The sequence below is a fragment of the Pseudactinotalea sp. Z1748 genome, assembly GCF_049725185.1.
Classification (GTDB): domain Bacteria; phylum Actinomycetota; class Actinomycetes; order Actinomycetales; family Beutenbergiaceae; genus CALKWS01.
This window is the reverse complement of record NZ_JBMPQB010000002.1, coordinates 539,250-563,373: the sequence shown is the minus strand read 5'-3', so window position 1 is coordinate 563,373 and position 24,124 is coordinate 539,250. Positions and strand designations below refer to the sequence as shown.

The following is a 24,124-nucleotide window of genomic DNA, read 5'->3' as shown; positions in this document are numbered from 1 at the left end:
GCTCAAGAAGGACCCCCGATGACAACCCCGGAGCCCGAATGCCGAATACGGAGGAGGGGCGGTCCACCGGCGGTGCCCGTGATCTCACCAGCGCGGGCAAGTTGGTTGAGGGCAAAGCGCCTCCTACCCCGAGTGAGCCAAGTGGCAGCGTGCCTGACCTGTCCCGTCGTCACGCGGCGGAAGTCATCACGCCGTGGACGTCATCATGCGACGGACATCAGCCGACGGATGAACTCACCGAACGGCGTGCGGCTGCGGGCGCCTCTTTCGCGGGCTTGCGGCCCAGCGTGAGTCGATCCAACAGTGCAGCGGTACCGTTGCGCAGCCGCGGCCCGAAGGGCACCTCGACCGCCTTGTGCAGCACCCAGGCCAGCGCGACCGCCACGGCCGTGGCCGCGGCCACGCTCACGGCGGCGGGCACGTGGTCGGACAGCATCGAGATCACCCACCAGCCCCAGTACTGGTGGATCAGGTACAGCGGATAGGTCAGGCCGCCGATCACGGTGAGCCACTTCCAGTTCAGGTACTGCAGCCGGGTCCAGCTCAGGGCCGCCACCGAGACGAAGCAACCCAGGGTGAGGGCACCCAGGATCCACGGGTTGAGTTCGAACGGGGTGCGCTCGGCCACCTGGGCACTCAACCCCGGTACCGCGTGGACCATTCCGAGTACCACGTTCACCGCCAGCACCGCCCAGCGGGCCGGGCTGTGCCCGCGGGAGTGGATGAGGTAGATGACCATCCCGCCGGCGAAGAAGGGGGCATGGCGGTAAATCAACCAGTCCCACACGTGCGGCACCTCAGCGAACGCGAACGCCCAGGACACCAGCGGCCATGCCAGCGCCACGATCAGCACCCGCCGGGTGGTGATACCGATGAGCAGGAAGCTGATCATCAACAGGTAGAACTTCATCTCCACCCACAGGGTCCAGTACACCCCGTCCACGTGGCTGATCCCGAAGGCGGACTGGAACATGGTCAGGTTCACCGCTACCTGCCCCGCGCCGGGAGCCCGGCCGGGGTTCCACAGCAACAGCAACAGCACCGAGGTGGCCAGCACCGCCACCCAGTAGGCCGGGTAGAGCCGGGCGGCCCGGGAGGCGACGAACCGGCGCCAGCCCCGCCCCTGGGCCGACATCAGGATCACGAACCCGGAGATCACGAAGAACAACGACGGGGCCAGCGCACCGTAACCGAACCACACCCCCACCGGCCCGGTGATCTCCTGCACCGACTCCCCCCAGACCGCATCGGAGTAGGTGTCGAATGCGCCGAAGTGGTACAGCAGCACCGCGAACGCAGCGAAGAAGCGCAGCCCGTCCAGGCCGCGCAACCGGGCCCGTGGCCGCGCGGGTCCGATCTCGGCGTGCTCATCCGATGCCGGGTGGGCCAATGTCGCGGACGCAGGATGCTCCGGTCTGGTGGCTGTCACGAGAGGCGACGCTAGCGCCGTTCCCGCTGCGTCTGACACCCGATGTGACCGAGGCCACCGATGGGGCGGGCTCGGGCGCCTCGGGCGCAGATGCGGTCAGGAGGGGCGCAACCCCGGAGCCTCGTTGCGCTTGGCGCGCAGCCGCTCCCCCTTGGCCCGGGCGCCGTCGCGCAGGTCCTGCTGGAAGGCGGACATCTTCTCCCGCAACTGCGCGGCGGCGTCGTCCTCCCCGGCGGCCAGCATCCGCACCGCCAGGAGCCCGGCGTTGCGGGCACCCCCGACCGACACCGTCGCCACCGGCACCCCTGCGGGCATCTGCACGATGGATAGCAGCGAGTCCATCCCGTCCAGGTGCGCCAGCGGGACCGGCACCCCGATCACCGGCAGCGGGGTGAGGGAGGCGAGCATCCCGGGCAGGTGCGCCGCACCCCCGGCCCCGGCAATGATCACCCGCACTCCGCGAGCGGCGGCTCCCGAGCCGAATTCAACCATCTCACGGGGCATCCGGTGCGCGGAGACCACGTCCACGTGCGCCCGGAGGCCGAACTCCGCCAGGGCCTCGACCGCCTGGCCCATCACCGGCCAGTCCGAGTCCGACCCCATCACCACCGCCACCTGCGGCAGCCGGGCTTCCTGGCCGGCGCCGCCGGACACCCCGGGCCCGGTGCCGGTGGTCATCGTGCCGGGTACCTCGGCGCCGTGGGTGGCGGTGCCGGCGGCCGGGGGGTGCTCCTCGTTCGCCGTCGGTTCGATCATGATCAGCGTCCTTCCAAAAGGTCGGCAGCGGCACGGGCAACCCGGCGCAGGTGCGGCAGGTCGTCCCCGGTCACGGTGACGTGCCCCAGTTTGCGGCCCGGGCGCACCGACTTGCCGTACAGGTGCACCTTCGCCTCGGGGTAACGCTCCATGAGCTCGGGGTAGGCCTTGGTGGGATCGGCCAGGTGGGAACCGAGCACGTTGACCATGACCGCCCAGGGCACCAACTGCTCCGTCCGGCCCAGCGGCAGGTCCAGCACCGCCCGCAGGTGCTGCTCGAACTGGGAGGTGACGGCGGCGTCGATGCTCACGTGCCCGCTGTTGTGCGGACGCATCGCCAACTCGTTCACCAGCAGGCGCCCGTCGCGGGTGTGGAACATCTCCACCGCCAGCACCCCGGTCACGTCCAGTCCTTCGGCGATGGTGCGGGCGATCCGTGCGGCTTCGCCCACGCCGTCATCCTCCAGGTCCGGGGCCGGGGAGATCACCTCCGAGCACACCCCACCCACCTGGGTGGTCTGCACCGTGGTCCAGGCCTGCACCTGGCCGGAGGGGCGCCGGGCCAGCAGCGCGGCCAACTCGGAGCGGAAGTCCACCGTCTCCTCCGCCAGCGCACCCTCGGCCGCCCAGTCCGCACCCTCCTGGGCGCTGTGCACGATCCGCACACCCTTGCCGTCATACCCTCCCACCGGCTTCTTCAGCACCACCGGCCAGCCGGTCTCATCGCCGAAGGCCGCGAGATCGGCCACCGACGTCACCTCGGCCCAGCGCGGGCAGGGCACCCCGAGCTCGGTGAGTACGCGGCGCATGTGGATCTTGTCCTGGGCGGCCCGCAGTGCGCGCGACCCCGGGCGCACCGCCACGCCCTCGGCCTCCAAGGCGGCCAGGAGCGCATACGGCACGTGCTCGTGCTCGAAGGTGAGCACCTGCGCACCGCGGGTGATCCGGGTGAGGGCTTCCCCGTCGTCGGCCGCCCCCACGGGGGCGTCGGGCAGCACCTGGGCGGCTGCGCCGTCGTCGGCCTCGACGAGGGCGCGCAGATGGATGTCCAGAGCGCCGGCGGGTGCGGCCATCATGCGTGCGAGTTGTCCGCCGCCGACGACGGCCACCACAGGTCCCATGGCGGCAATCCTAATGGCGGGTAGGCTCGGGCAATGACCCGTGCGAGCGCTCCGGCACCAGTGCGGCCGGCCGGCCGGATCGGGTCGACGTGGCGCTCGCGCAGCGAGATCGTCGCGCGCGTGGCCGAGATGGCGCGGTTCGGGTCCGTGGGTCTGCTCGCGTTCGTGGTGGACGTCGGGTTGTTCAACCTGCTGCGGTTCGGGCCCGGGCAGGTGCTGCTCGATCAGCCCCTGACGGCGAAGGTCGCCTCGGTCTCGGTGGCGGTGCTGGTGGCGTGGCTGGGTAACCGGTACTGGACCTTCGCCACCCGGCGTTCCACCGGCGGCGCGGCCGCGCACGGGACGGAACTGGCGAGGTTCGTTCTCGCCAACCTGATCGGGATGGGGATCGCGGTGGGGTGCCTGGCCGTCTCCCACTACCTGCTCGGGTTCACCACTGCGTTGGCCGACAACATCGCCGCGAACGGGGTGGGCCTGGCGCTGGGCACCTTGTTCCGGTACCTGGCCTACCGGCACTGGGTGTTCACCGGCTCGGCGGTCGGCACCTCGCGGACGCGATAGCGCCCCGCCAGGGACCGGTGCGGGGCAGCGTGCGGCGATTCGCGCGGTGGGCTCAGCGTCGGCGGCGGCGCCGGCCCACCACCACCACCGACCCGGCCGGCAGGACCTCCTCGGGGTCCAACCGCTTGGGCACGGCGTTGAGGAAGACGTTGAACACCGGGGGGCGACGCTGCGCCAGATCCAACCGACCGCCGTCGGCAGCGATCAGGTCCCGGGCCAGGCTCAGTCCCAGCCCCGAGCCCTTGCCGCTGGTGACGTGCCGTTCGAAGATGCGCGGTGCCAGGTCGTCGCTGACCCCCGGACCCTCGTCGGCCACCTCGATCACCACACCGGACTCCGCTCCCGGCTTGGAGGGCCGGGCCCGCACCGAGGTGGTGCCCTCGCCGTACTTCAGGGAGTTCTCCAGCAGCGTGGACAGCACCTGGGCGATGGCACCGGGGGTGACCAGCACGGCCAGGTCGTCATCGTTCTCGAAGATCAACTGCCGGCCGGCGCGGCGGAAGCTGCCCTCCCACTCATCCTCCTGCTGATCGAAGACCTCATCGAGCGGCAAGGGCTGGGTGGTGCCGCCATCGCGGCTGCGTGAGGCGGCGAGCAGGTCGTCGACCACCCGGACCAGGCGTTCGAGTTGCTCCAGGGAGATCCGCGCCTCTTCGCGCACCGCCTCATCACCGCTGAGGAGCTGGATTTCCTCCAGCCGCATCGACAGCGCCGTCAGCGGGGTACGGAGCTGGTGGCTGGCGTTCGCGGCGAACTGGCGCTCAGCGACCAGGCGGCTGGCCATCCGGTCCCCGGTCCGGTTCAACTCCGCGGCCACCAGGTCGATCTCCTCCACCCCGGAGGGCTCGAACTGCGGGCGCGCCTGGCCGGCGCCGACCTGTTCGGCGCTGGCGGCCAGGAACACCAGCGGCGCGGCCAGGCGCCTGGCTTGCCATGAGGCCACCAGTGCGGCGGTACCCACCGCGATGAGCGAGGCCAGCACCACCAGGATCACCACCTGGGCGCCCTGCCAGAACAGCCGGGAGGAGGCGATGTGCAAGGACACGTGCGCCCCGGAGGCGGTGTACTGGTTGCGGTAGGTGGTGCGCCCCTCGATGGGTTCGCCGACCTCGACCACCCTGCCGGTGGGTGAGGTGACCCGCATCCAGACCGGGATGTCGCCGTCGTCGACCCAGCGCTCCAGCATCGCCTCGTCGATGTCGGAGCCGGTGGCCAGGCGCGCCTCGACGCTCCTACTCACCGACTGGGTGCGCAACTCCAGGTTGGCCATGCTGGCCTCGTTGACCATCAGGGCACCGAAGACCCCCATCGGCACGCCGAGCAGGAGCACCGCGACGGTTACAGCCGCAATCGTCGCAATCAGGACGCGGCGGCGCAGGGGTCAGTCCTCCCCGGTCTCGAATCTGAATCCCATCCCGCGCACGGTGGAGATGTACCGCGGGGAGTTGGCATCGTCACCGATCTTGCGCCGCAGCCAGGACACGTGCATGTCCAGGGTCTTGGTGGAACCGTTGGGGTCGGATGCCCAGACCTCGCGCATCAGCGCCTCCCGGGAGACCACCGAGCCGGCCTCGCGGACCAGCACACGCAGGAGTTCGAACTCCTTGGCGGTCAGGGACAACTCCCGCTCGCCAAGGAAAGCACGGTGAGCGGCGATGTCCACACGCACGTCCTGGGCGCTGATCTCATCGACGTCAGCGCCCTCGGAACCGGCCCGGCGCAGCAGCGCCCGGACACGGGCGAGCAACTCGGCCAACCGGAACGGCTTGGTGACGTAGTCGTCGGCACCGGCGTCCAGGCCGACCACCAGGTCCACCTCGTCGGCGCGGGCGGTCAGCACCAGGATCGGGGTGCTCAGGCCCTGGCTGCGCACCCAGCGAGCCACGTCCAGGCCGTCCATGTCCGGCAGTCCGAGGTCCAGCACGAGCAGGTCGGCGCTGCCGGCTTCATCGATGGCACCCTTCCCGGTGCCGTGCACGGACACGTCGTAGCCTTCACGGGTCAGCGCGCGCGCCAATGGCTCGGCAATGGCAGGGTCATCTTCTGCTAACAGAACTCGGGTCACAATGTCATGCTAGCCGCACTCACGAGCAACGGCTCAGCTATTCGCTGTGGCGTATCCGACTGAATCGGTTTATGGCGAAGGGGCCTCGCCACCCGCGGCAACGGGCCCCTGGCTCCAGGTAACTAGCCGCCGGACGGGCCCGGCGGGCGCTGACTGCGCGGCGCTCAGGCCTCCGGACGGCGCACCAGCCGCGCCGGGCTCACCGAGCCCAGACCGGGCACATCCACCTCGGGCAACTGCGAGATCTCGAAGTCCCCGGCGTGCCCGGACTCACGCAGCAACGCCGCGCTGACAGCGTCCATGAGCAGTTCACCCTCGATGGCCACGTCGGCGAGCCTCGAGGCCAGGTTCACGATCGGGCCGAACACATCACCGGAGCGGGACAACACCCGGCCCCACACCAGCGAACCGCGGATGGGCAGGTTCCGCGCGGCCATCGCCTCGAGCAGGCCGGTGCCCACCCACGCGCCGCTGGGCAGGTCATCGGCCACCCACAGCACCGCGTCGCCGACCGTCTTGACCACGCGGCCCCCGTACCGGGCGATCACATCGCGCGCGGCGGACTCGAACTCCCCCACCAGCGAGGCCAGTTGGGTGGCCGAGAGCGTGGCCGCCCGGGTGGTGTAGGACACGATGTCGATGAACCCGATCGCTCGCTCCAGCGGCAACTGCTGCGCCGAGGAGGCGGCGTGGTCGGATTGGGACAGGTCCCGGTCGATCCGCGACATCAGCGCGGCCAACTGGCGGCGCCAGACGTACTCGGCCTGTTCGGCCAGCACCGGTGCCAGGCCACCGAGTTTGTCCAGCACCAGCAACCGAGCGGAGGTGTCATCCAACTCGTGACGCTTGGCGGCATCCTCCACCAGCGCCTCGACCTGCCACAGCACCAGCCGGTCCATACTGTGCCCCTGGGCGCGCACCAGGTTCTGGGCGGTGGTGAAGGAGATCTCCTGCTCGGCCACCAGACCGGCCAGTTGCCGCAGCGCCTGCACATCGGTCTCGGTGAAGTGCTTGTCCGCCGGGGCCGGATCGGGAAAGCCCAGGGAGCGCCAGTAGCGCCGCACGATGTTGACGTCCAACCCGCTCGCCTCGGCGACCTCGGCCAGGGTGTAGCAGGGCACGCCGAGCATCGCCTCGATGCGCCGCCCGGTGGTGGAACCGGACACGACGCTCTCGCCCGGCCCGGGGCGGCCGGCGCCGGTGGAGCCGTCTGGTGAGTCCTGGGTCACACCTCGAGGTTACCCGGGCCCGGCGCAGCGGATGGGCTGCCTGCTCACCGCGCCGATGAACGCAGGTGCTGAACGTCCCCGGCGCGGATGGTGTGCTCGCCCTCGGCGGTGCGCATGATCATCGCCCCGTCGGAGGCAAGGCGGGCCACCGTGCCCTCCAGCGCCGAGCCGTCGGGCAGTTCCACCCGGACATCGGCCCCGATGCTCACGCACACCTGCTCCACCGGTGCGCGCACGTCCTGTCCCTGCTCCAGGGCGGTCAGTAGCGGGGCGAACTCCGCGACGATCGCGTGCAGCACATCATCGGCGGCCTCGGCGGCGTCGGCGTCCCGTTCGTCGCCGTGCTGACGGGCGGAGCGGCCCGGCCCGCCAGGGCCCGCTCCTGTATCCGGGTCCTGTTCCGGCTCACCCGGAAACACGCCCGCACCGGCCAGCGTGCCCGCCCACGGCACCGGAAGGTGTGTGCCGACCAGGTTCAGCCCGATCCCCACGACCGCACCGCCGTCGTCGGCCAGCACCTCGGTGAGCACCCCGCCGAGTTTGCGCATCCGCCCCCAGCCGGGCTCGGCGTGCTGCCCGCCGAGCACATCGACGACGTCGTTGGGCCACTTCACGGCAATGCGTTCGGCGGCGCCGGGCTGCTTCCCGGCGCGGGAGCGGAGCGCGCGGACCGTGGCCAGCCCGGCCAGCAGCGGGATCCATCCCCACTGGGCGCGCCCGGCGCGCGGGCGCACCAGCACCGAGAAGGTCAGGGCCCGCAGCCCCGAGGAGTTCCAGGTGCGCCCCGCGCGGCCCTTGCCGGCGGTCTGCTCCCGGGCCATCAGCACCGACAGGTGCGGCCAGGCCGGCGGGTCGGCGATAGCGAGTCGGGCCAGGTCGGTGTTGGTGGACCCGGTGCGCTCCAGCACCCGCAGCCGGGTGATCGGCGCGGGCGGGTCGGGGGCCGGTTCGGCTCGCTCGGGTGCCATGTACCCAGCCTGGCAGCACCGGCTCGCGCCGACCAGGGCATGATCGGCGCCGGCCTAGCTCGGAGGGAGTTCGGAGGGAGCGGCGGCGGCTTTGTAGAGGTTCTACAACAAGGACGTGGTACCGATCACCATGTCCTTATGAGAGTTGGTGGGTGTTGACAAGTACGCTTGCGATCTGTGACCACCTCCGAGGAGATCGACATCAGCACCACAGCCGGCAAGATCGAGCAGTTGCGCCAGCGCAATGCCGAAGGGCCGCAGGCCCTGGCTGCCGCAGCGGTGGAGAAGCAGGGCAAGCGCGGGAAGAAGTCGGCCCGGGAACGCATCGCCGAACTGCTCGATGAGGGCAGCTTCGTGGAACTGGACGCCTTTGCCACCCACCGGTCCCACAACTTCGGGCTCGACAAGCGGCGCATCCCCGGCGACGGTGTGGTGGCCGGCTACGGCACCATCGATGACCGGCAGGTGTGCATCTACGCCCAGGACTTCACCGTGTTCGGCGGGTCCCTGGGCGAGGTGCACGGGGAGAAGATCACCAAGGTGATGGACCTGGCGCTGCGCACCGGGGTGCCGCTGATCGGGATCTCCGACGGTGGTGGCGCCCGCATCCAGGAGGGTGTGGCGGCGCTGACCCAGTTCGCCGAGATCTTCCGCCGCAACGTGGCCGCCTCCGGGGTGATCCCGCAGATCTCGCTGATCCTGGGTCCCAGCGCCGGCGGCGCGGTCTACTCCCCGGCCCTGACCGACTTCATCGTGATGGCCGACCAGACCTCGAACATGTTCATCACCGGCCCGGACGTGATTCGTGCGGTGACCGGGGAGGACGTCGGATTCGAGGAACTCGGCGGCGCCCAGACCCACAACGAGCGCTCCGGGGTGGCTCACTACCTGGCCGCCGATGAGGAGGACGCCTTCGACTTCGTCAAGGCGCTGCTGCACTACCTGCCCAGCAACAACCTCAGCGACCCCGAGACCTTCCCGGTCGAGGCCGAGCTCGAGGTCACCCAGGCCGATGAGGAACTGAATACCCTGGTCCCGGACTCGGACAACCAGCCCTACGACATGCACGCGGTGATCGAGTCGGTACTGGATGAGGCCGAGTTCCTGGAGACCCAGCCGCTGTTCGCCCGCAACGTGATCGTGGGATTCGGGCACGTGGAGGGCCACCCGGTGGGCATCGTGGCCAACCAGCCGCAGTCGATGGCCGGCACCCTGGACATCGACGCCGCGGAGAAGGCCGCCCGGTTCGTGCGCACCTGCGACGCCTTCAACATCCCGGTGCTGACATTCGTGGACGTACCCGGGTTCCTGCCCGGCACCGACCAGGAGTGGAACGGCATCATCCGCCGCGGGGCCAAACTCATCTACGCCTACGCCGAGGCCACCGTGCCGCTGATCACCGTGATCACCCGCAAGGCCTACGGCGGGGCCTACATCGTGATGGGCTCCAAGCAACTCGGCGCCGACATCAACCTGGCCTGGCCCACCGCGCAGATCGCGGTGATGGGCGCCTCCGGTGCGGTGAACATCCTGCAGCGCGGGGCGCTGAAGAAGGTGGCCGAGGACGGCGGTGACGTCGAGGCCGAACGGAGCCGGCTGGTGGATGAGTACACCGAGGCGATCGTGAACCCATGGGACGCGGCCGAGCGCGGCTACGTCGATGCGGTGATCGAACCGGCACAGACACGCCTGCAGATCGTGCGGGGGCTGCGCGCCCTGCGCACCAAGCGCGCCACCCTGCCCACCAAGAAGCACGGGAACATTCCACTATGAACCAGGCGAGGAACGGCAACGGGGTCAACGGTCAGTACGCCGCGATCGGGGAAGTGCCCGACGACGTGGTGCGGGTGCTGCGGGGGGCTCCCGATGAGGATGAACTCGCCGCGTTGGTGGCCGGCATCGTGGCCACCCGCGCCGGAGGCCACGACGAGATCGACGACGGCTCCCGCACGTCGCTGTGGACCAACCACGGCCATCGCCTCGGGCTCCCACCGCGTGCTGCGCGGGCCGCGTGGCGCTGGAGCGCCCACGCCCAGTACTGAAACTTCCCACCCGGGATCACGGTCTCGACCACCCCGTCGTTCGCGTCACCACCCCCGCGCAGGACCAAAACCACCGGCGAATCACCTCGGAAGCGCGCACCGTCGAGTAACATTCGTGAAACATGTTAAGCGACGAGATGCGTTAGGGGAAGACGAGTGTCCGAAGGCAAGAGCGCGACGAAGCGCCCCACCGTCCGGGACATCGCTGCCCATGCGGGCGTCTCGGTGGCCACCGTCTCCCGCATCCTCAACGGTGCCTACCAGGCCCCCCAGGCCACCCACGAGAAGGTGATGCGTGCCGTTCAGGACCTGGACTACCGCACCTCCACCACCCGGGCGCTGACCACCCTGACCGGCACCATCGCGGTAGGGATCCCGCACATGCGCTCGCAGTACTACATGGCGATCGGTTCCGGCATCGAGGAGCAGGCGCGCACCGGCGGCCTCGGGGTGCTGCTGAGCACCACCGCCGGCCACCCCGAGCAGGAACTGCAGTTGGTGGACATGATGCTCCAGCGTGGGGTGGAGGCCGTCATCCTGATCGGTGGCATCGAGGAGCGCGCCGAGCACCGGGCCGCCCTCGCCAACCGGGCCCACGCCCTGGCCCGCGGCGGTTCGCGCCTGGTGCTGTGCGGCCGGCCGTGGCAGGGCCCGCCGGATGCTCCGGTCTCGGTGGTCAACTATGACGCCGAGGCCGCTGGTTATGCCGCCACCACCTACCTGCTGTCCAACGGCCATCGCCGCATCGCCCACCTGGGTGGGCCGAACCGGTTCGCCACCGGCATGCTGCGTGCCCGCGGCTACCGGCGCGCGCTGGACGACTTCGGCGTGGAGTTCGACGAGTCGTTGATCGCCACGGCCAAGATGGACCGGGAGGCGGGCATCTACTACGGCCGCAAGTTCCTCACCGAGACCGATGCCACCGCCATCTTCGCCGCCAACGATGAACAGGCCGCCGGTATCATCGCCGCCGCGCGCGCCGAGGGCCGCTCGATGCCGGAGGAGTTGTCCCTGATGGGCTTCGACGACACGCTGCTGGCCCGCGACCTCTACCCCGCGCTGACGAGCCTGCATGTGCCGCAACTGGAGATGGGTCGCGCCGCGGCGCGGATGGCGATGTACCGCGACGACCAGGCCGAGCAGCGCCTGGAGATCGGCACCCACGTGGTGGTCCGCGACTCGGTGCGCCGGGTCGCGCTGAACTGACCGGCTCGCCCGTCCGATTCGGCCCCGGACCGGCTTGGTGAATTGGCGCTCCGGATCGCTTGACGAAATGCACGGCGGCACCCATACTCGATGAAACCTGTTCCATTGCTGATGACGCGCTGTCGCATCCAGTCATCATCCTGTCCAAACCTCGACGCCGAGGAGTTCCGTGCTCACCACCACACCAGCGCCCCTGACCCGTCAGGAGCTGTCCGATCAGGTGCAGACCTGGTGGGCACCCGTGGCCCAGCGGCTCAGCCCCGGCAGCGCCCGGGCACAACTGGGCTTCACCGGCGCCCACTTCGACAACACCGCCGCCCAACTGGAGGGCTTCACCCGTCCGCTGTGGGGCCTGGCGCCACTGCTGGCCGGCGGCGGGCACGTGGACATCGACCCCCTGCTGGCCGGCTTGACCCACGGCACCGACCCGAGCCACCCGGAGTACTGGGGACCGGCGTCCGGACGGGACCAACGGCTGGTGGAGATGGCCGCGATCGGCGTCTCCCTGGCGCTCGCACCGGAACAACTCTGGGATCCCCTGACCAGCAAGGCCAAGGCCGACCTGGCTACCTGGCTCGGGCGGATCAACGAGGTGGAGTGCAACGACAACAACTGGTTGTTCTTCCGGGTCCTGGTCAACGAAGGGCTGGGCGCGGTGGGCGCCGCCCAGGCCGACCCGGCTGCGAGCGCCGCGGCGCTGGACCGGTTGGAGTCCTTCTACCTGGACGGAGGGTGGTACGCCGACGGGCCCTCGGGCCGGTGCGACTACTACGTCCCCTTCGCCTTCCACTTCTACGGCCTCATCTACGCCCGCCTGGCCGCCGACCGCGATGCCGCCCGCGCCCAGCGCTTCATCGACCGGGCCGGGCAGATCGCCACCGACATCGCCCATTGGTTCGACGACGACGGCGCGGGGTTGCCCTATGGACGCAGCCTCACCTATCGCTTCGCACAGGCGGGGTTCTGGGGCGCGCTGGCCTTCGCCGACGTCGAGGCACTGCCCTGGGGTGAGATAAACGCGCTGTTCACCTCCAACATGCGCTGGTGGTCCGGTCAGCAGATCGCCGACGGCACCGGGGTGATGAGCATCGGGTACGGCTACCCGAACCTGAACATGGCCGAGGCCTACAACTCCCCCGGCTCGCCCTACTGGGCAATGAAGGCCTACCTGCCCCTGGCCCTTTCCGCCGAGCACCCGTTCTGGGCCACCGCCCCCCAACAGCACGTGCGCGAGCCGGTGCGCCGCCAGGAGCAGGCCCGCCTGGTGCTGTGCGATGACCGGGCCGGTGGGCATGTGTTCGCCCTGGCCGCCGGGCAGGACGGCGAACAGTTCCGCCACGGCGGCGCCAAGTACGCCAAGATGGCCTACTCCACGGCCTTCTCCTTCTCGGTGCCCGCCGGCGGCACCGGGCTGCGGGAGTTCGCCGCCGACTCCACCCTCGCCCTGAGCGAGGACGGGGTGCACTGGCGCACCCGTCGGGTGCCGCAGGAGGTGGAGTTCCTGGGCGATGTGCTCTGGACCCGGTGGCAGCCCTGGCCCGACGTCACCGTGCAGACCTGGCTGTGGGCGCACCTGCCCTGGCAGGTGCGCGTCCACCACATCCGCACCGCTCGTGCCCTGATCACCGCCGAGGGTGGGTGGGCCCTGGACCGCACCGGCGATGTCCGCTCGGCCCCGCAGGGTGAGCACCTGCAGACCACCGGCGCGGTCCACGCCCACTACCCGGCCGGCTTCAGCGGGCTGCTGGACCTGGATGGGCGCCGGGGCGGCGAGGTGGTCGTGGCCGCACCGAACACCAACCTGCTGTACCCGCGCACGGTGATCCCCACCCTGACCGCCCGGCATGAACCGGGCAGCGCCACCCTGCGCTCGCTCGTCCTGGGCAGCACCCACAACGGTGTGCCCGCCGGGTGGGCGCAGGCCCCCACGATCACCGAACTGGCCGAACACCTCCCGGCGCCGGTGCGAGATCAGTTGGCGGATCTGGTGCTCGCCGAGCCCGGGAGCAGCGCCGACCTGGGTCCGACCGACCCCGGATCCACCCGCACCAACGTGCTACCCGCCCCCGCCCTCACCCCACCGATGCCGGCATCGGCCAACCCGGCCGGGCAGAGGGACCGATGAGCGCCCTCACACCGGCGCACCCCAGTGGTACCGGGGCGCACCGACCCAAGGCCGTGCTGGTGATGTTGCCCCGCGCCTTCCGTGAGCAATTCGGGCCGGCCGAGCACGATCGCCTGCACACCCTGGCCCAGGTAGACGAACCGGTCCACCTGACCCGGCTGGACACCGCCGAGGCACACGCCCGCCTGGCCGAGGTCGAGGTGCTCATCACGTCCTGGGGGTGTCCTCCTCTGGACGCCGAGATCCTCGACCACGCGCCGAACCTGTCCGTGGTGCTGCATGCCGCCGGGACGGTGCGCGCCCTGGTCACGCCCGAGGTGTGGCGCCGGGGCATCCAGGTGAGCAACTGCGCCGATGAGAACGCCATCCCGGTGGCCGAGTTCACCTTGGCCGCGATCATCATGGCCGGTAAGAAGGCCCCGTTCATCGCTACCGCCGCCCGCACCGGCCGGGCCGCCTGGACCGACTACCGCAAGACGTTCGGCCCGATGACGAACCTGGACACCACGGTCGGGATCATCGGCTTCTCCAAGATCGGACGACGCGTGGTGCAACGGCTGCGCACCCTGGAGGTTTCGACGTTGGTCTATGACCCCCTGGTCGATCCGGAAGAGATCCGGGCCGCCGGTGCCCGCCCGGCCGCCCTGGGCGAGGTACTGCGCCAGGCCAGCACCGTCTCGGTGCACGCGCCCGCCCTGCCCAGTACCCGGCACATGATCGGGGCGGCCGAACTGGCCCAGATGGCTGACCACGCCACGTTGATCAACACCGCCCGCGGTTCGCTGGTGGACACCGCAGCCCTGGAGACCGAGTGCGCCTCGGGAAGGCTGAACGCCATCCTGGACGTCACCGACCCCGAACCGCTGCCGCCGGGCTCGGTGTTGTACGACCTGCCGAACGTGATGCTCACCCCGCACATCGCCGGCTCCCAGGGCAACGAGACCTTGCGGATGAGCCGGAACGTGCTCGATGAACTCCAGCGCTACGCCACCGGGCAGCCCCTGCGCAGCGCCGTCACCGCCACCGAACTGGAGGTGATGGCATGATCTGGCCGTTCGCCGCCTCGACCCTGGGCGCGATCCACGAAGACCTGCCCACGCTGGCACGGATGCTGCCCGAGCACGGTGCTTCCCTGGTGGAACTACGGACCGCCCCCGACGCCCCGGTGCACGTGGGGCTGACGGGAACCGAGCGCGCCCAGGTCCGGCGCCTCTTCACCGACGCCGGGGTGCAGATCCTTGCCGTGGCCAGCCGGGTGCGGATAGCCCAGGCCGGTGAGGACGAAACGGTCACCGAGTCCCTGACCGCGCACCTGAACCTGGCGGCGGACCTGGGCGCACGCTTCGTGCGCCTGTTCCCCGGGGCGCCGACCGCCACGGCCGCCACGGACGAGTTGCCGGCACTGCACGATGCGGAGGAGGCGGCCTCCGCCGTCGTCCGCCGGTTGGCCGCCTGCCTGGACGCGGCCGAGGCCACCGGGGTTCGCATCGTGCTGGAGACCCACGACTCCCACCCCCGCGGCCAGGACATCGCTGCGCTGCTGCAGCGTCTCTCCGAGACCGTCGGGGACCACACGGTCGGGGCGATCTGGGACGTGCTGCACCCGTGGCGGGTCGGGGAGGACCTGACCACCACCGCCCGGGCGCTGTTGCCATACCTGATCGACGGCCGCGGCTACGTGCAGATCAAGGACGTGCCCTCCCGGGCCGACAAGACCCCCGTGCTGCAGGGATCGGGCGCGATCCCGCTGGCTCCGTTCCTGGACCTGCTCACCGATGGCGGCTACACCGGGCCGGTGTCCCTGGAATGGGAACGGCACTGGTACCCCGACGTCCCGACCCTGGCGCAGGCGCTGGCTGCGGCATCCGCGGCCCTGGCCGAGTCCACACCCACTCCCACCCAAACGGTCCGAACCCGGTCCGTCAAACCCGCTGACCCCGTCAGCACAACGAAAGGATGGAAGCGATGACGCTTCGACGGCGAGACTTCATCACCGCCTCCGGGCTCAGCCTGACCGGAGCGGTGCTCCTGGCAGCTTGCGGCAACGGCAACGGCGGCGCCACAGGTGGCAGCGGCGGCAACGGTGGCGGTGGTGGCGGTGGGGACCGGCTGACCATCCTCACCCCCGAGTTCGCCGGCACCTCCGGCCAGGCCGCCCTCGAAGGGGAGATCCTCTCCGCCTTCGGTGACTACAACTTCGCCGTGGACTACACCGACTGGGACCGGTTGAACGAGAGCTTGTCCGCCGCGGTGGCCGGCGGTGTGGTCGCCGACCTGATCATGGTCGGGGCGGGGTGGGTGGAACCCTTCGCTGAACGCGGCGTGCTGGGCGAGGTGCCCGAGTCGATCCTGGACGGCAAGGGGATCGACGAGAACCTGGTCGGCATCGGGCGGCACGACGGAACCCTGTACGGCATTCCCTACTTCGTGGACGGGCGGATCCTGACCTACCACCGCGATATGTTCGCCGACGCCGGCATTGATGAGAACAACCTGCCGACCAGCCTGGAGGACTTCCGGGAGATGCTCAAGGAAATCGTTCCCGACGGTGGCGTCGCGATCGATCTGTACTCCCAGAACCTGCGGCAGATCTGGGCGCACCTGATCGGTGCCTACGGGGGGGACATGTTCAACGCCGACGGCACCGAGGTGGCCTTCACCGACGGCACCGGAGTGGCCGCCCTGGAGTTCATGCTCGGCCTGATCGAGGACGGCACCGCCAGTTTCGAGGTCCAGGCAGCCGAGGGCCAGCCCCGGCCCTGGCAGCAGCATCGCGCCGCGATGGACATTCTGAACTCCTCCTCCTGGCCGACGCTGGTCCAGGAGACCCCGGACCTGGTCACCGAGGAGAACATGGGCATGATGCTGCTGCCCTCCTCCGGTGGCGGCGACCCGGTAATGTTCCAGGGAGGCACGCTGTTGACCGTCTCGGCTCGCACGGAGCATGAAGACACGATCCATGACCTGATCCATCACCTGCTCGAGCCCGATCACCTGCTCACCGCGGTCGAAGAGGTCGGCAAGGTGCCGTCCCGAGACGACCTGGACGAATCGGCGCTGGCCGAGAACCGGCTGCTGACCTACACCACCGACAACTTCCAGTACGCCACCGCATTCGAGGGTGGCAGCCCCGCATGGATGGAGGTCCGCGGCGCCGTCTCCGGTGAGATCGAGGCCGCGATCGTGGGGCAGAAGACTGCTGCCGAGGCGGTGGACGCCCTGGCCGCGGTCGCCGAGGACGCCATCACCAGGATCTGAACCCATGACACTATTGACCGCCTCGCGTGCGCAGCGGCGGACCGCCGGCGGCCCCACAGGTGGTGGCCGGCGGCGCACGCTCGCACAACGACAAGCCCGGTGGGCCTGGGTGTTCGCACTGCCGGCTACGGCGCACATCGCGATCTGGACAGGGTTACCGATCCTTGTCGCGGGCACGTTGAGCCTGACCCACTACGACATCCTCAACCCACCGACGTGGGCCGGGGTGGCCAACTACGTGACGCTGTGGAACGACGCCATGTTCTGGCGCGCCCTGTGGCACAACCTGGTCATCGCCATCGTCGGTATCCCGATCTCGATGCTGATCGCGCTGGTGCTGGCGGTGATGCTCAACCAGGGCCTGCGCGGCAGCGCGGTCTATCGCACTGCCGTCTTCCTGCCCCACGTGACCGCCACGGTGGCGATCGCGATGATCTGGCTGTGGATCTATTCCCCCGGTGACAACGGGCTGCTGAACCGGGTCGGAGCGCTACTCGGCATCCCCAACCAGCAGTTCCTGATCTCACCGGACCAGGCGCTGGGCTCGATCATCCTGGTGACGATCTGGCAGGGCCTGGGCCTGAAGATGATGATCTACCTGGCCTACCTGCAGGGAATCGATCAGCAACTCTATGAGGCCGCCGAGATCGATGGCGCCACCTCGACCCAGAAGTTCTTCCGGATCACGATGCCGATGGTCAAGCCGGCCACGTTCTTCATCCTGGTCACCTCTATCGTGGGCAACTTCCAGACCTTCGACCTCATCTTCGTGCTCACCCAGGGCGGTCCGGCGAACGCCACCACGGTCATCACCTGGGAAATCTATGAGACGGCGTTCCAGCAGTTCCGGATGGGGCTCGCCTCGGCACAGTCGATGGTGCTGCTGGCGGTCCTGGTGGTCCTGACCGTGCTCTCCCGCAAACTGACCGGAGGACACGATGACTGACGTCGTCAAAGACCCCGCGGTGCCCGGGATCCCCGAGGTCCGGACGGTCACCAAGGCGCCCCGATCAGCGCGGAGTCGCAGACGAAGCAGGCGTGTCCTGCTGGGGATCCTGCTGCTCGTCATCTCGTTCGTGATGGCCGCGCCGTTCCTATGGATGTTCCTGACCGCGGTGCGCAGCACTCAGGAGTTGTTCTCCACGCCGATGCCGATGTGGCCGAACGAATGGCAGTGGGAGAACTTCCGGACCGCTCTGGAACGCGCCCCGTTCCTGATCTACGCCAGGAACAGTTTCACCATCGCCCTGGTGCACACCTTCTCCAACCTGCTGCTCGGGTCGATGTGCGGGTACGCGCTGGCGAAGATGCGGTTCCGGGGCTCCACACCGGTGTTCGTGTTCATCCTGGCCTCCATGATGATCCCGTTCTACGCAATCGTGATCCCGGAGTTCCTGATGGTGCGGCACATGCCGCTGGCCGGCGGGAACGACTTGTTCGGGCAGGGCGGGATCGGCTGGATCGACTCCTGGCCGGCGCTGCTGGTACCGGCGCTGGTCTCCCCGTTCAACATCTTCCTGTTCCGGCAGTTCTTCGTCTCCACCCCCACCGAGTTGATGGAGGCGGCCCGCATCGACGGGGCCAATGAGTTCCGCATCTACGCACGCATCATGGCCCCACTGATCAAGCCGGGCATGCTCACCGTGGCTCTGCTGTCCTTCGAACAGGGCTGGAACAACTTCCTGTGGCCGCTGATCGTGACCACCAGCACCGAGATGCGGGTGATCCAGGTGGGATTGTCCGTATTCCGCCAGGAGGCCGGCACCGAGTTCAACCTGCTGATGGCCGGAACCACCATGGCGGCGGTACCGATGATCATCCTGTTCGCGATCTTCCAGCGCAGTTTCGTCAACGGCATGGTCGCCACCGGGATCAAGTGAGGCACGGATGCGACTGATCGAGTTCCTGCGCAAGCCCTCGGCGTTCATCGCCGCGAACTGGGCCGGCCTGCTGGGCGTGCTGACCCTGGGTGGCGCCGTGCCGGCATTCGCCGGCAACCAGCGAGTCACCTCGTCACTGAATACCTATGCTGATGAGGGCGGGGTCACGGTACTGCGGCAACTACGGCACACCTGGTGGCGCGACCTGCCGGCGACGGCGTGCTTCTGGGTCTACGTGATCTCCGGTATCGCCACCGTGGCGTTGATGGTCGGGGTGTTCGAGGCGCCCACCCGGGTCTTCTTCGCCGGATTGCTGGTGCCGGTGTACTGGGTGGCGGGGGCGTTGCTGGGTTGTTACATCCGGGCCGCGGCCACCGTGCCCTTGCATGCTCCCCGGGGCCGGGTGGTCGATGAGATGGTCCGCCTGGCCCTGGCGCACCCGTTCCGTGCCCTGCTGACGGTTCCGGTGGTGATCGCCACCACACCGGTGTGGGCGCTGGCCCCGCTGACGGTGGCGTGCGGGCTGAGCGTGCCGGCCTGGGCACTCAGCACCGTCTGGGGCCGGGGCGTTGCAGCCTCGCCGAGACTCGATCGATTCGCGAACACGGTGTCCCTAGACTGACCGCGTGAAGGACGACGGCCCGGCCCCGGACGCGGAGGTGCCGCGGGCGAAGCGCCCGCAGCGGGCCGATGGGCACGGCCCGGTCGCCTACGTCCTTGGTGGTGGGGGCGTGCGTGGGGCCGTCGAGGTCGGGATGCTCGAGGCACTGCTGGAGGCCGGCATCACCCCGGACCTGGTGGTCGGGTCCTCGATCGGGGCCATCAACGGGGCGATCGTCGCCGCCGACCCCAGCCTCGCCGTCGTCGACCGCCTGATCAAGGCCTGGACCTCCCCCCAGGCCCGCGCCGTGTACGGAGACGGGTGGCGGCGGCAGTTGCGGCGCCTGGCCAGTAGTGGCACCCACCTGAACTCCCCCGACCCGCTGCGGGAACTTCTGGAGGAGGCCCTCGGCACCGACGTCACCTTCGAGGACCTCGCGGTGCCGTTCCGGGTGGTGGCCGCCAATGTCGAACGCGCCGCCGAGCACTGGTTCACCTCCGGTCCGGTGATCCCCGCGGTGCTGGCCTCGGCCTCGGTGCCGGGCCTGCTCCCCCCGACCAATATTGACGGCGAACACTTCATCGACGGTGGGATCGTCAACTCTATCCCGATCGAGGCGGCCGTGCAGGCCGGTGCGCGCACCATCTACGTATTGCAGGTGGGCCGGGTGGAAGAGGAACTGAGTTCCCCCGAGAACCCCCTGGAGACCTTCCGGGTGGCCTTCGAGATCGCCCGGCGGCACCGCTTCTCCAGGGACATGCGCCTGCTCCCGGAGGACGTCGTCCTGCACATGCTGCCCAGCGGCGGGGCGATCGAGGGCGATGAGAAACTCAACGCCTACCGCGACATGACCAGGACCCGGCGCCGGATCGAACGCGCCTACGCCGCCACCCGCCAGTACCTACGGGCCTTGTGATGCCCGTGCCACCTCGGTGGGTCCGCCGCCTCGTGATCGCCCCGGCCGTGGTGCTGGTCACCATCGGAGTGCTGGCCACGTTGCCGGTGCTGGTGCTGGTGGCACTGGCGCTGACCTCCCTGGTACCCGGGTACTTCCGCCTTCCCCGGGTGCTGTGGCTGACCCTGTTCTACCTGACCTGGAACTCCGCCGCCCTGATCACGATGCTCGGCCTGTGGCTGGGTTCGGGATTCGGCTGGAAGATCCGTACCCCAGCGTTCCAGCGTGCCCACTACGTGGTCGCCGCACGTTTCCTCCGCGCGCTGTTCCGGCAGGCCCGCTGGGTCCTGCGCCTGCGGATCACCCTGCACGGGGATACTCCGGATTCAGACTCCTTCGGCCGGCAGCTGGCCCCGGGCCGGCCATTGATCGTGGCCTCCCGGCACGCCGGACCCGGGGACTCCCTGGTGCTCATCCACACCCTGATGAACACGGTGTCCAGGGACCCACGGATCGTGCTCAAGGAGACGCTCCAATGGGACCCGGCGATCGATGTGATGTTGAACCGGCTGCCGAACCGGTTCATCGCCCCAGCCCCCTTCACCCCCGACGGACGTCCGCGCGAATCGGTGCTGCGCGCCCAGATCGCGGATCTGGCTCGCGGACTGGATCACGACGACGCCTTCGTGATCTTTCCCGAAGGGGGCAACTTCTCCCCCCAGCGTCGCGAACGCCGCATCGCCCGGCTGCGCTCGATGGGCCTGGAGCAGATGGCTCGGCGGGCCGAAGCGATGCAGCACGTACTGGCCCCCTACCCGGGCGGGATGCTTGCGGCGATGCAGGCCGCCCCCGACGCCGACGTGGTGTTCATCGCCCACACCGGTCTGGACCGGATGGTCAGCGTGGGTGATCTCTACCGGGAGTTACCGATGGACAAGGAGATCATCAAACGGGGCTGGCACGTGCCGGCCGAGCAGATCCCCGCCGGTGAGGAAGCCAGGCAGGACTGGTTGTACACCTGGTTCGAGACGATCGACGCCTGGGTGCAGGAGCACCGGCCCCGCGATCTGGGCCCACCGCGCCAGCGGCGCCGCTCGCGCCCCGCACGGCCCCGCAAGCGGTCCCGGCGACCGGGGTCGGGGCGGCCGGAACGGTGCGAGCAAGCGCGCGATTCCTAGGCAATCCTGGGTCGGTGGCGCGCGCCGCGGTACCCGGTGATTACGCTCCTGGGGTGACCACATTGCTGCTCGCCTCGGCCTCTCCCGCCCGCGCATCCTTGCTCCGGGCCGCCGGCGTCGACCCGCGCATCCACGTCGCCGACCTGGACGAGGACGCCCTGCTGCACCAGGCCCGGAACGAACGCGGCGAGGAACTCACGACCGCCGAGTCCGTGGCCATGCTGGCTCGGGCCAAGGCCGAACAGGTCGCAGGCGTCATCACCGATGCCGAACTGGTGCTCGGATGTGACTCCCTGCTGGAGATGGACGGTCGCGCACTCGGAAAGCCCGGCACCGTCGAGACCGCGCGAGAGCGGTGGCGGCAGATGCGCGGTCGCACCGGCGTGCTGCGCACCGGGCACTGGCTGATCCGGACCGGCACCGGCCCCGGCGCCGGCGCCGGTTCCGACGAGGAGAGCCGGGCCGCCGGGACCGTGACCTCGACCGCCGTGACCTTCGCCGACATCACCGACGATGAACTGGAGGCCTATCTGCGCAGCGGTGAACCGCTCCGGGTGGCCGGGGCCTTCACCATCGACGGCCTGGGTGGGGCATTCGTGCGCCATATCGACGGCGACCACCAGACCGTGGTCGGCCTGAGCCTGTACGCCCTGCGTGATCTGCTGACGCAGGTGGGGCGGCGCTGGATCGACCTCTGGGCCGAGGCACCCGGCGCCTGAGTGCACCGGGTACCGGCCAGGCGGTGCACACGCCGACCAGCCGAGGAGTTGTACGTATCGAACTACCCAACATGACGTTGGCTGGGTGGTGAGCGCGAGAGTTTGTAGACTTCACACAAGCATCACGGTGCGCCCTTGCCCTCCGCTACGAAGTTGTCAGCCGCGCGGCGGCCAAGGTCTCAACCAGGGGCACGGGAGTACTACCGTGGACCTTCGCCGGCCCGCATGACCTGTGAACACAAGGAGACTGAATGACGACGTCCGTCCCGCCGCAGGTCACTCCCGCACCGCTGCGCAAAGTGTTGATCGCCAACCGCGGGGAGATCGCAGTCCGGGTGGCCCGGGCCTGCCGGGACGCATCGCTGACCTCGGTGGGGATCTACGCCGATCCCGACCGGGACGCGCTGCACGTGAAGCTGGTCGATGAGGCCTACGCGCTGGCGGGTTCGCGGGCACAGGAGACCTACCTGGACATGGGCAAGGTGCTGGACGTGGCCCGGCGCAGCGGCGCCGACGCGGTTCACCCCGGGTACGGGTTCCTGTCCGAGAACGCCGAGTTCGCCCGCGCCGTGATCGAGGCGGGACTGACCTGGATCGGGCCGCCCCCGCAGGCGATCGAGGCGCTCGGGGACAAGGTCTCGGCCCGCCAGATCGCGCAGAGGACCGGGGCGCCCCTGGTGGCCGGTACCCCCGATCCGGTCGCCGATGCCGGGCAGGTGCATGCCTTCGCCGCCGAGCACGGGTTGCCGGTGGCGATCAAGGCTGCTTTCGGGGGTGGTGGCCGCGGCCTGCGGGTGGCCCGAAGCACCGAGGAGATCGGTGAGCAGTTCGACTCCGCCGTGCGCGAGGCAACCGCGGCGTTCGGGCGTGGGGAGTGCTTCGTGGAGCGGTTCCTGGATCGCCCCCGGCACGTGGAGACCCAGTGCCTCGCCGATGCCCACGGCACCGTGGTGGTGCTGTCCACCCGGGATTGCACACTGCAGCGCCGCCACCAGAAGCTGGTCGAGGAGGCCCCGGCCCCGTTCCTCACCGACGAGCAGGAGGCACAGTTGCGCACCGCCTCCGAGGCGATCCTGACCGAGGCCGGCTATGTCGGCGCGGGCACCTGTGAGTTCCTGATCGGCACCGACGGCACGATCTCCTTCCTGGAGGTCAACACCCGCCTGCAGGTGGAACACTGCGTCACCGAGGAGATCACCGGCGTGGACCTGGTGCGCGAGCAGTTGCGTATCGCCGCCGGTGAGCCACTGGGCTACACCGAGGTGGCCACCCGCGGGCACTCGATCGAGTTCCGCATGAACGGCGAGGACCCCTACGGCTCCTTCATGCCCGCGCCCGGAACCCTCGCCACCCTGCACTGGCCGGCCGGTCCCGGGGTCCGGGTGGACTCCGGCGTGGTGGCCGGTGACACCATCTCCGGCGCGTTCGACTCGATGCTGGCCAAGGTCATCATCACCGGAGCGGACCGGACCCAGGCGTTGCAGCGCGCCCGCCGCGCCCTGGCCGAGACCGAGATCACCGGCATCCCCACGGTGCTCCCGTTCTTCACCGCCGTACTGGACGAACCCGACTTCACCGCCACCGAGCCGGACCGTTTCGCGGTCCACACCACCTGGATCGAGACGGACTTCGCCGGCCGCCTGAGCCGGCCCGCTCCCGACTCGGAGCCGGCGACGGTTCCGGCCGGCTCCCCGTCCGGGGAGGAGGAGACCGAGCGGGTCGTGGTGGAGGTCGGCGGCAAACGCCTGGAGGTGGTCCTCCCGGCCGGGCTGAGCCGCCGCGGCGCCGCGCGGACCAAGGGCCCGCGCCGCCCCTCCCGAAGGGGTGCTGCACGCGCCGGAGGAAATGCCTCCGGCAACGGCCTGGCCTCTCCGATGCAGGGCACGATCGTCAAGATCGCCGTGGAGGAGGGTCAGCAGGTCGCCGAGGGTGACCTGGTCGTGGTGCTGGAGGCGATGAAGATGGAGCAGCCACTCAGCGCCCACCGGTCCGGCACGGTGCAGCACCTCACCGCCAAGGTCGGGCAGACCGTCAGCGCCGGCACCGTGCTGTGCCAGATCGACGTGAGTGACTCCGGCGCCGGGTCCTGAC

22 protein-coding genes are annotated in these 24,124 nt (G+C 69.7%); 15 read left to right on the top strand and 7 right to left on the bottom strand.

The genetic code is table 11. The features are described from left to right. Positions 1–217: 217 nt before the first annotated feature. The 3 genes from ACO0LU_RS06985 to ACO0LU_RS06975 all read right to left on the bottom strand — a co-directional run bounded on the left by ACO0LU_RS06985 (position 218) and on the right by ACO0LU_RS06975 (position 3,306). The gene (locus tag ACO0LU_RS06985; protein ID WP_424790674.1) at positions 218–1,429 is read right to left on the bottom strand and encodes an acyltransferase family protein; all 1,212 of its coding nucleotides are present in this window, start codon (positions 1,427–1,429) and stop codon (positions 218–220) included. 96 nt (positions 1,430–1,525) lie between these two features. Then, positions 1,526–2,107, bottom strand: coding sequence for a 5-(carboxyamino)imidazole ribonucleotide mutase (gene purE, locus ACO0LU_RS06980; RefSeq protein ID WP_424790758.1), 582 nt, complete (start codon positions 2,105–2,107; stop codon positions 1,526–1,528). Positions 2,108–2,187: 80 nt separating this feature from the next. Beyond that, complete coding sequence (locus tag ACO0LU_RS06975) at positions 2,188–3,306, bottom strand: 5-(carboxyamino)imidazole ribonucleotide synthase (protein ID WP_424790673.1); 1,119 nt, start codon at positions 3,304–3,306, stop codon at positions 2,188–2,190. A 33-nt stretch (positions 3,307–3,339) separates the two neighbouring features. On the opposite strand from ACO0LU_RS06975, the gene ACO0LU_RS06970 reads away from it, so the two are divergent. Then, positions 3,340–3,867, top strand: coding sequence for a GtrA family protein (locus ACO0LU_RS06970; protein ID WP_424790672.1), 528 nt, complete (start codon positions 3,340–3,342; stop codon positions 3,865–3,867). A gap of 52 nt (positions 3,868–3,919) precedes the next feature. On the opposite strand, the gene ACO0LU_RS06965 is transcribed toward ACO0LU_RS06970, so the two are convergent. From ACO0LU_RS06965 to ACO0LU_RS06950, 4 genes are all read right to left on the bottom strand, one after another. After that, the gene (locus ACO0LU_RS06965; RefSeq protein ID WP_424790671.1) at positions 3,920–5,197 is read right to left on the bottom strand and encodes an ATP-binding protein; all 1,278 of its coding nucleotides are present in this window, start codon (positions 5,195–5,197) and stop codon (positions 3,920–3,922) included. Positions 5,198–5,248: 51 nt separating this feature from the next. Continuing rightward, positions 5,249–5,932: a response regulator transcription factor gene (locus ACO0LU_RS06960; protein ID WP_424788175.1), complete on the bottom strand. Its 684-nt coding sequence runs from the start codon at positions 5,930–5,932 to the stop codon at positions 5,249–5,251. 164 nt (positions 5,933–6,096) lie between these two features. Further along, complete coding sequence (locus ACO0LU_RS06955; RefSeq protein ID WP_424790670.1) at positions 6,097–7,161, bottom strand: adenylate/guanylate cyclase domain-containing protein; 1,065 nt, start codon at positions 7,159–7,161, stop codon at positions 6,097–6,099. Positions 7,162–7,205: 44 nt separating this feature from the next. Then, positions 7,206–8,129, bottom strand: coding sequence for a biotin--[acetyl-CoA-carboxylase] ligase (locus tag ACO0LU_RS06950; RefSeq protein ID WP_424790669.1), 924 nt, complete (start codon positions 8,127–8,129; stop codon positions 7,206–7,208). Positions 8,130–8,351: 222 nt separating this feature from the next. Here ACO0LU_RS06950 and ACO0LU_RS06945 point away from each other — a divergent pair, with 222 nt between their 5' ends. The 14 genes from ACO0LU_RS06945 to ACO0LU_RS06880 all read left to right on the top strand — a co-directional run bounded on the left by ACO0LU_RS06945 (position 8,352) and on the right by ACO0LU_RS06880 (position 24,123). Beyond that, entirely contained in the window at positions 8,352–9,902 is a 1,551-nt protein-coding gene (locus ACO0LU_RS06945; RefSeq protein WP_424790757.1) for an acyl-CoA carboxylase subunit beta, read from the top strand. Continuing rightward, positions 9,899–10,171, top strand: a complete 273-nt coding sequence (locus ACO0LU_RS06940) for an acyl-CoA carboxylase subunit epsilon (protein ID WP_424790668.1) — start codon at positions 9,899–9,901, stop codon at positions 10,169–10,171. The genes ACO0LU_RS06945 and ACO0LU_RS06940 overlap by 4 nt, the downstream gene beginning before the upstream one ends. A gap of 156 nt (positions 10,172–10,327) precedes the next feature. Continuing rightward, positions 10,328–11,377 (top strand): LacI family DNA-binding transcriptional regulator, encoded by a 1,050-nt coding sequence (locus ACO0LU_RS06935; protein WP_424790667.1) that lies wholly within the window; start codon positions 10,328–10,330, stop codon positions 11,375–11,377. Positions 11,378–11,546: 169 nt separating this feature from the next. Then, positions 11,547–13,502 (top strand): DUF2264 domain-containing protein, encoded by a 1,956-nt coding sequence (locus ACO0LU_RS06930; protein WP_424790666.1) that lies wholly within the window; start codon positions 11,547–11,549, stop codon positions 13,500–13,502. Further along, positions 13,499–14,548 carry a hydroxyacid dehydrogenase gene (locus ACO0LU_RS06925; protein ID WP_424790665.1) on the top strand — a complete coding sequence of 350 codons (1,050 nt, stop codon included), beginning with the start codon at positions 13,499–13,501 and terminating at the stop codon, positions 14,546–14,548. Before ACO0LU_RS06930 ends, ACO0LU_RS06925 begins: the two co-directional genes overlap by 4 nt. After that, positions 14,545–15,471 carry a sugar phosphate isomerase/epimerase family protein gene (locus ACO0LU_RS06920; RefSeq protein ID WP_424790664.1) on the top strand — a complete coding sequence of 309 codons (927 nt, stop codon included), beginning with the start codon at positions 14,545–14,547 and terminating at the stop codon, positions 15,469–15,471. Before ACO0LU_RS06925 ends, ACO0LU_RS06920 begins: the two co-directional genes overlap by 4 nt. Further along, on the top strand, positions 15,468–16,760 hold the full coding sequence (locus ACO0LU_RS06915; protein WP_424790663.1) for an extracellular solute-binding protein: 1,293 nt from the start codon (positions 15,468–15,470) through the stop codon (positions 16,758–16,760). Before ACO0LU_RS06920 ends, ACO0LU_RS06915 begins: the two co-directional genes overlap by 4 nt. 4 nt (positions 16,761–16,764) lie before the next feature. Continuing rightward, a complete protein-coding gene (locus ACO0LU_RS06910; protein WP_424790662.1) occupies positions 16,765–17,706 on the top strand; it encodes a carbohydrate ABC transporter permease in 942 nt (313 codons plus the stop codon). Further along, positions 17,699–18,640 carry a carbohydrate ABC transporter permease gene (locus ACO0LU_RS06905; RefSeq protein ID WP_424790661.1) on the top strand — a complete coding sequence of 314 codons (942 nt, stop codon included), beginning with the start codon at positions 17,699–17,701 and terminating at the stop codon, positions 18,638–18,640. The genes ACO0LU_RS06910 and ACO0LU_RS06905 overlap by 8 nt, the downstream gene beginning before the upstream one ends. A gap of 7 nt (positions 18,641–18,647) precedes the next feature. Next, the gene (locus tag ACO0LU_RS06900; protein WP_424790660.1) at positions 18,648–19,262 is read left to right on the top strand and encodes a hypothetical protein; all 615 of its coding nucleotides are present in this window, start codon (positions 18,648–18,650) and stop codon (positions 19,260–19,262) included. A gap of 4 nt (positions 19,263–19,266) precedes the next feature. After that, positions 19,267–20,157: a patatin-like phospholipase family protein gene (locus tag ACO0LU_RS06895; protein WP_424790659.1), complete on the top strand. Its 891-nt coding sequence runs from the start codon at positions 19,267–19,269 to the stop codon at positions 20,155–20,157. Beyond that, on the top strand, positions 20,157–21,314 hold the full coding sequence (locus ACO0LU_RS06890) for a 1-acyl-sn-glycerol-3-phosphate acyltransferase (RefSeq protein WP_424790658.1): 1,158 nt from the start codon (positions 20,157–20,159) through the stop codon (positions 21,312–21,314). Before ACO0LU_RS06895 ends, ACO0LU_RS06890 begins: the two co-directional genes overlap by 1 nt. Positions 21,315–21,367: 53 nt before the next feature. Next, positions 21,368–22,033, top strand: a complete 666-nt coding sequence (locus tag ACO0LU_RS06885; RefSeq protein ID WP_424790657.1) for a Maf family protein — start codon at positions 21,368–21,370, stop codon at positions 22,031–22,033. A 290-nt stretch (positions 22,034–22,323) separates the two neighbouring features. After that, on the top strand, positions 22,324–24,123 hold the full coding sequence (locus tag ACO0LU_RS06880) for an acetyl/propionyl/methylcrotonyl-CoA carboxylase subunit alpha (RefSeq protein ID WP_424790756.1): 1,800 nt from the start codon (positions 22,324–22,326) through the stop codon (positions 24,121–24,123). Position 24,124 lies beyond the last annotated feature (1 nt).

Coding starts and splice junctions, on each gene's coding strand:
- ACO0LU_RS06925 (WP_424790665.1), top strand. CDS start 13,499: ATGAGCGCCCTCACACCGGCGCACCCCAGTGGTACCGGGGCGCACCGA.
- ACO0LU_RS06950 (WP_424790669.1), bottom strand. CDS start 8,129: ATGGCACCCGAGCGAGCCGAACCGGCCCCCGACCCGCCCGCGCCGATC.
- purE (WP_424790758.1), bottom strand. CDS start 2,107: ATGACCACCGGCACCGGGCCCGGGGTGTCCGGCGGCGCCGGCCAGGAA.
- ACO0LU_RS06970 (WP_424790672.1), top strand. CDS start 3,340: ATGACCCGTGCGAGCGCTCCGGCACCAGTGCGGCCGGCCGGCCGGATC.
- ACO0LU_RS06915 (WP_424790663.1), top strand. CDS start 15,468: ATGACGCTTCGACGGCGAGACTTCATCACCGCCTCCGGGCTCAGCCTG.
- ACO0LU_RS06975 (WP_424790673.1), bottom strand. CDS start 3,306: ATGGGACCTGTGGTGGCCGTCGTCGGCGGCGGACAACTCGCACGCATG.
- ACO0LU_RS06920 (WP_424790664.1), top strand. CDS start 14,545: ATGATCTGGCCGTTCGCCGCCTCGACCCTGGGCGCGATCCACGAAGAC.
- ACO0LU_RS06910 (WP_424790662.1), top strand. CDS start 16,765: ATGACACTATTGACCGCCTCGCGTGCGCAGCGGCGGACCGCCGGCGGC.
- ACO0LU_RS06905 (WP_424790661.1), top strand. CDS start 17,699: ATGACTGACGTCGTCAAAGACCCCGCGGTGCCCGGGATCCCCGAGGTC.
- ACO0LU_RS06940 (WP_424790668.1), top strand. CDS start 9,899: ATGAACCAGGCGAGGAACGGCAACGGGGTCAACGGTCAGTACGCCGCG.
- ACO0LU_RS06900 (WP_424790660.1), top strand. CDS start 18,648: ATGCGACTGATCGAGTTCCTGCGCAAGCCCTCGGCGTTCATCGCCGCG.
- ACO0LU_RS06890 (WP_424790658.1), top strand. CDS start 20,157: ATGCCCGTGCCACCTCGGTGGGTCCGCCGCCTCGTGATCGCCCCGGCC.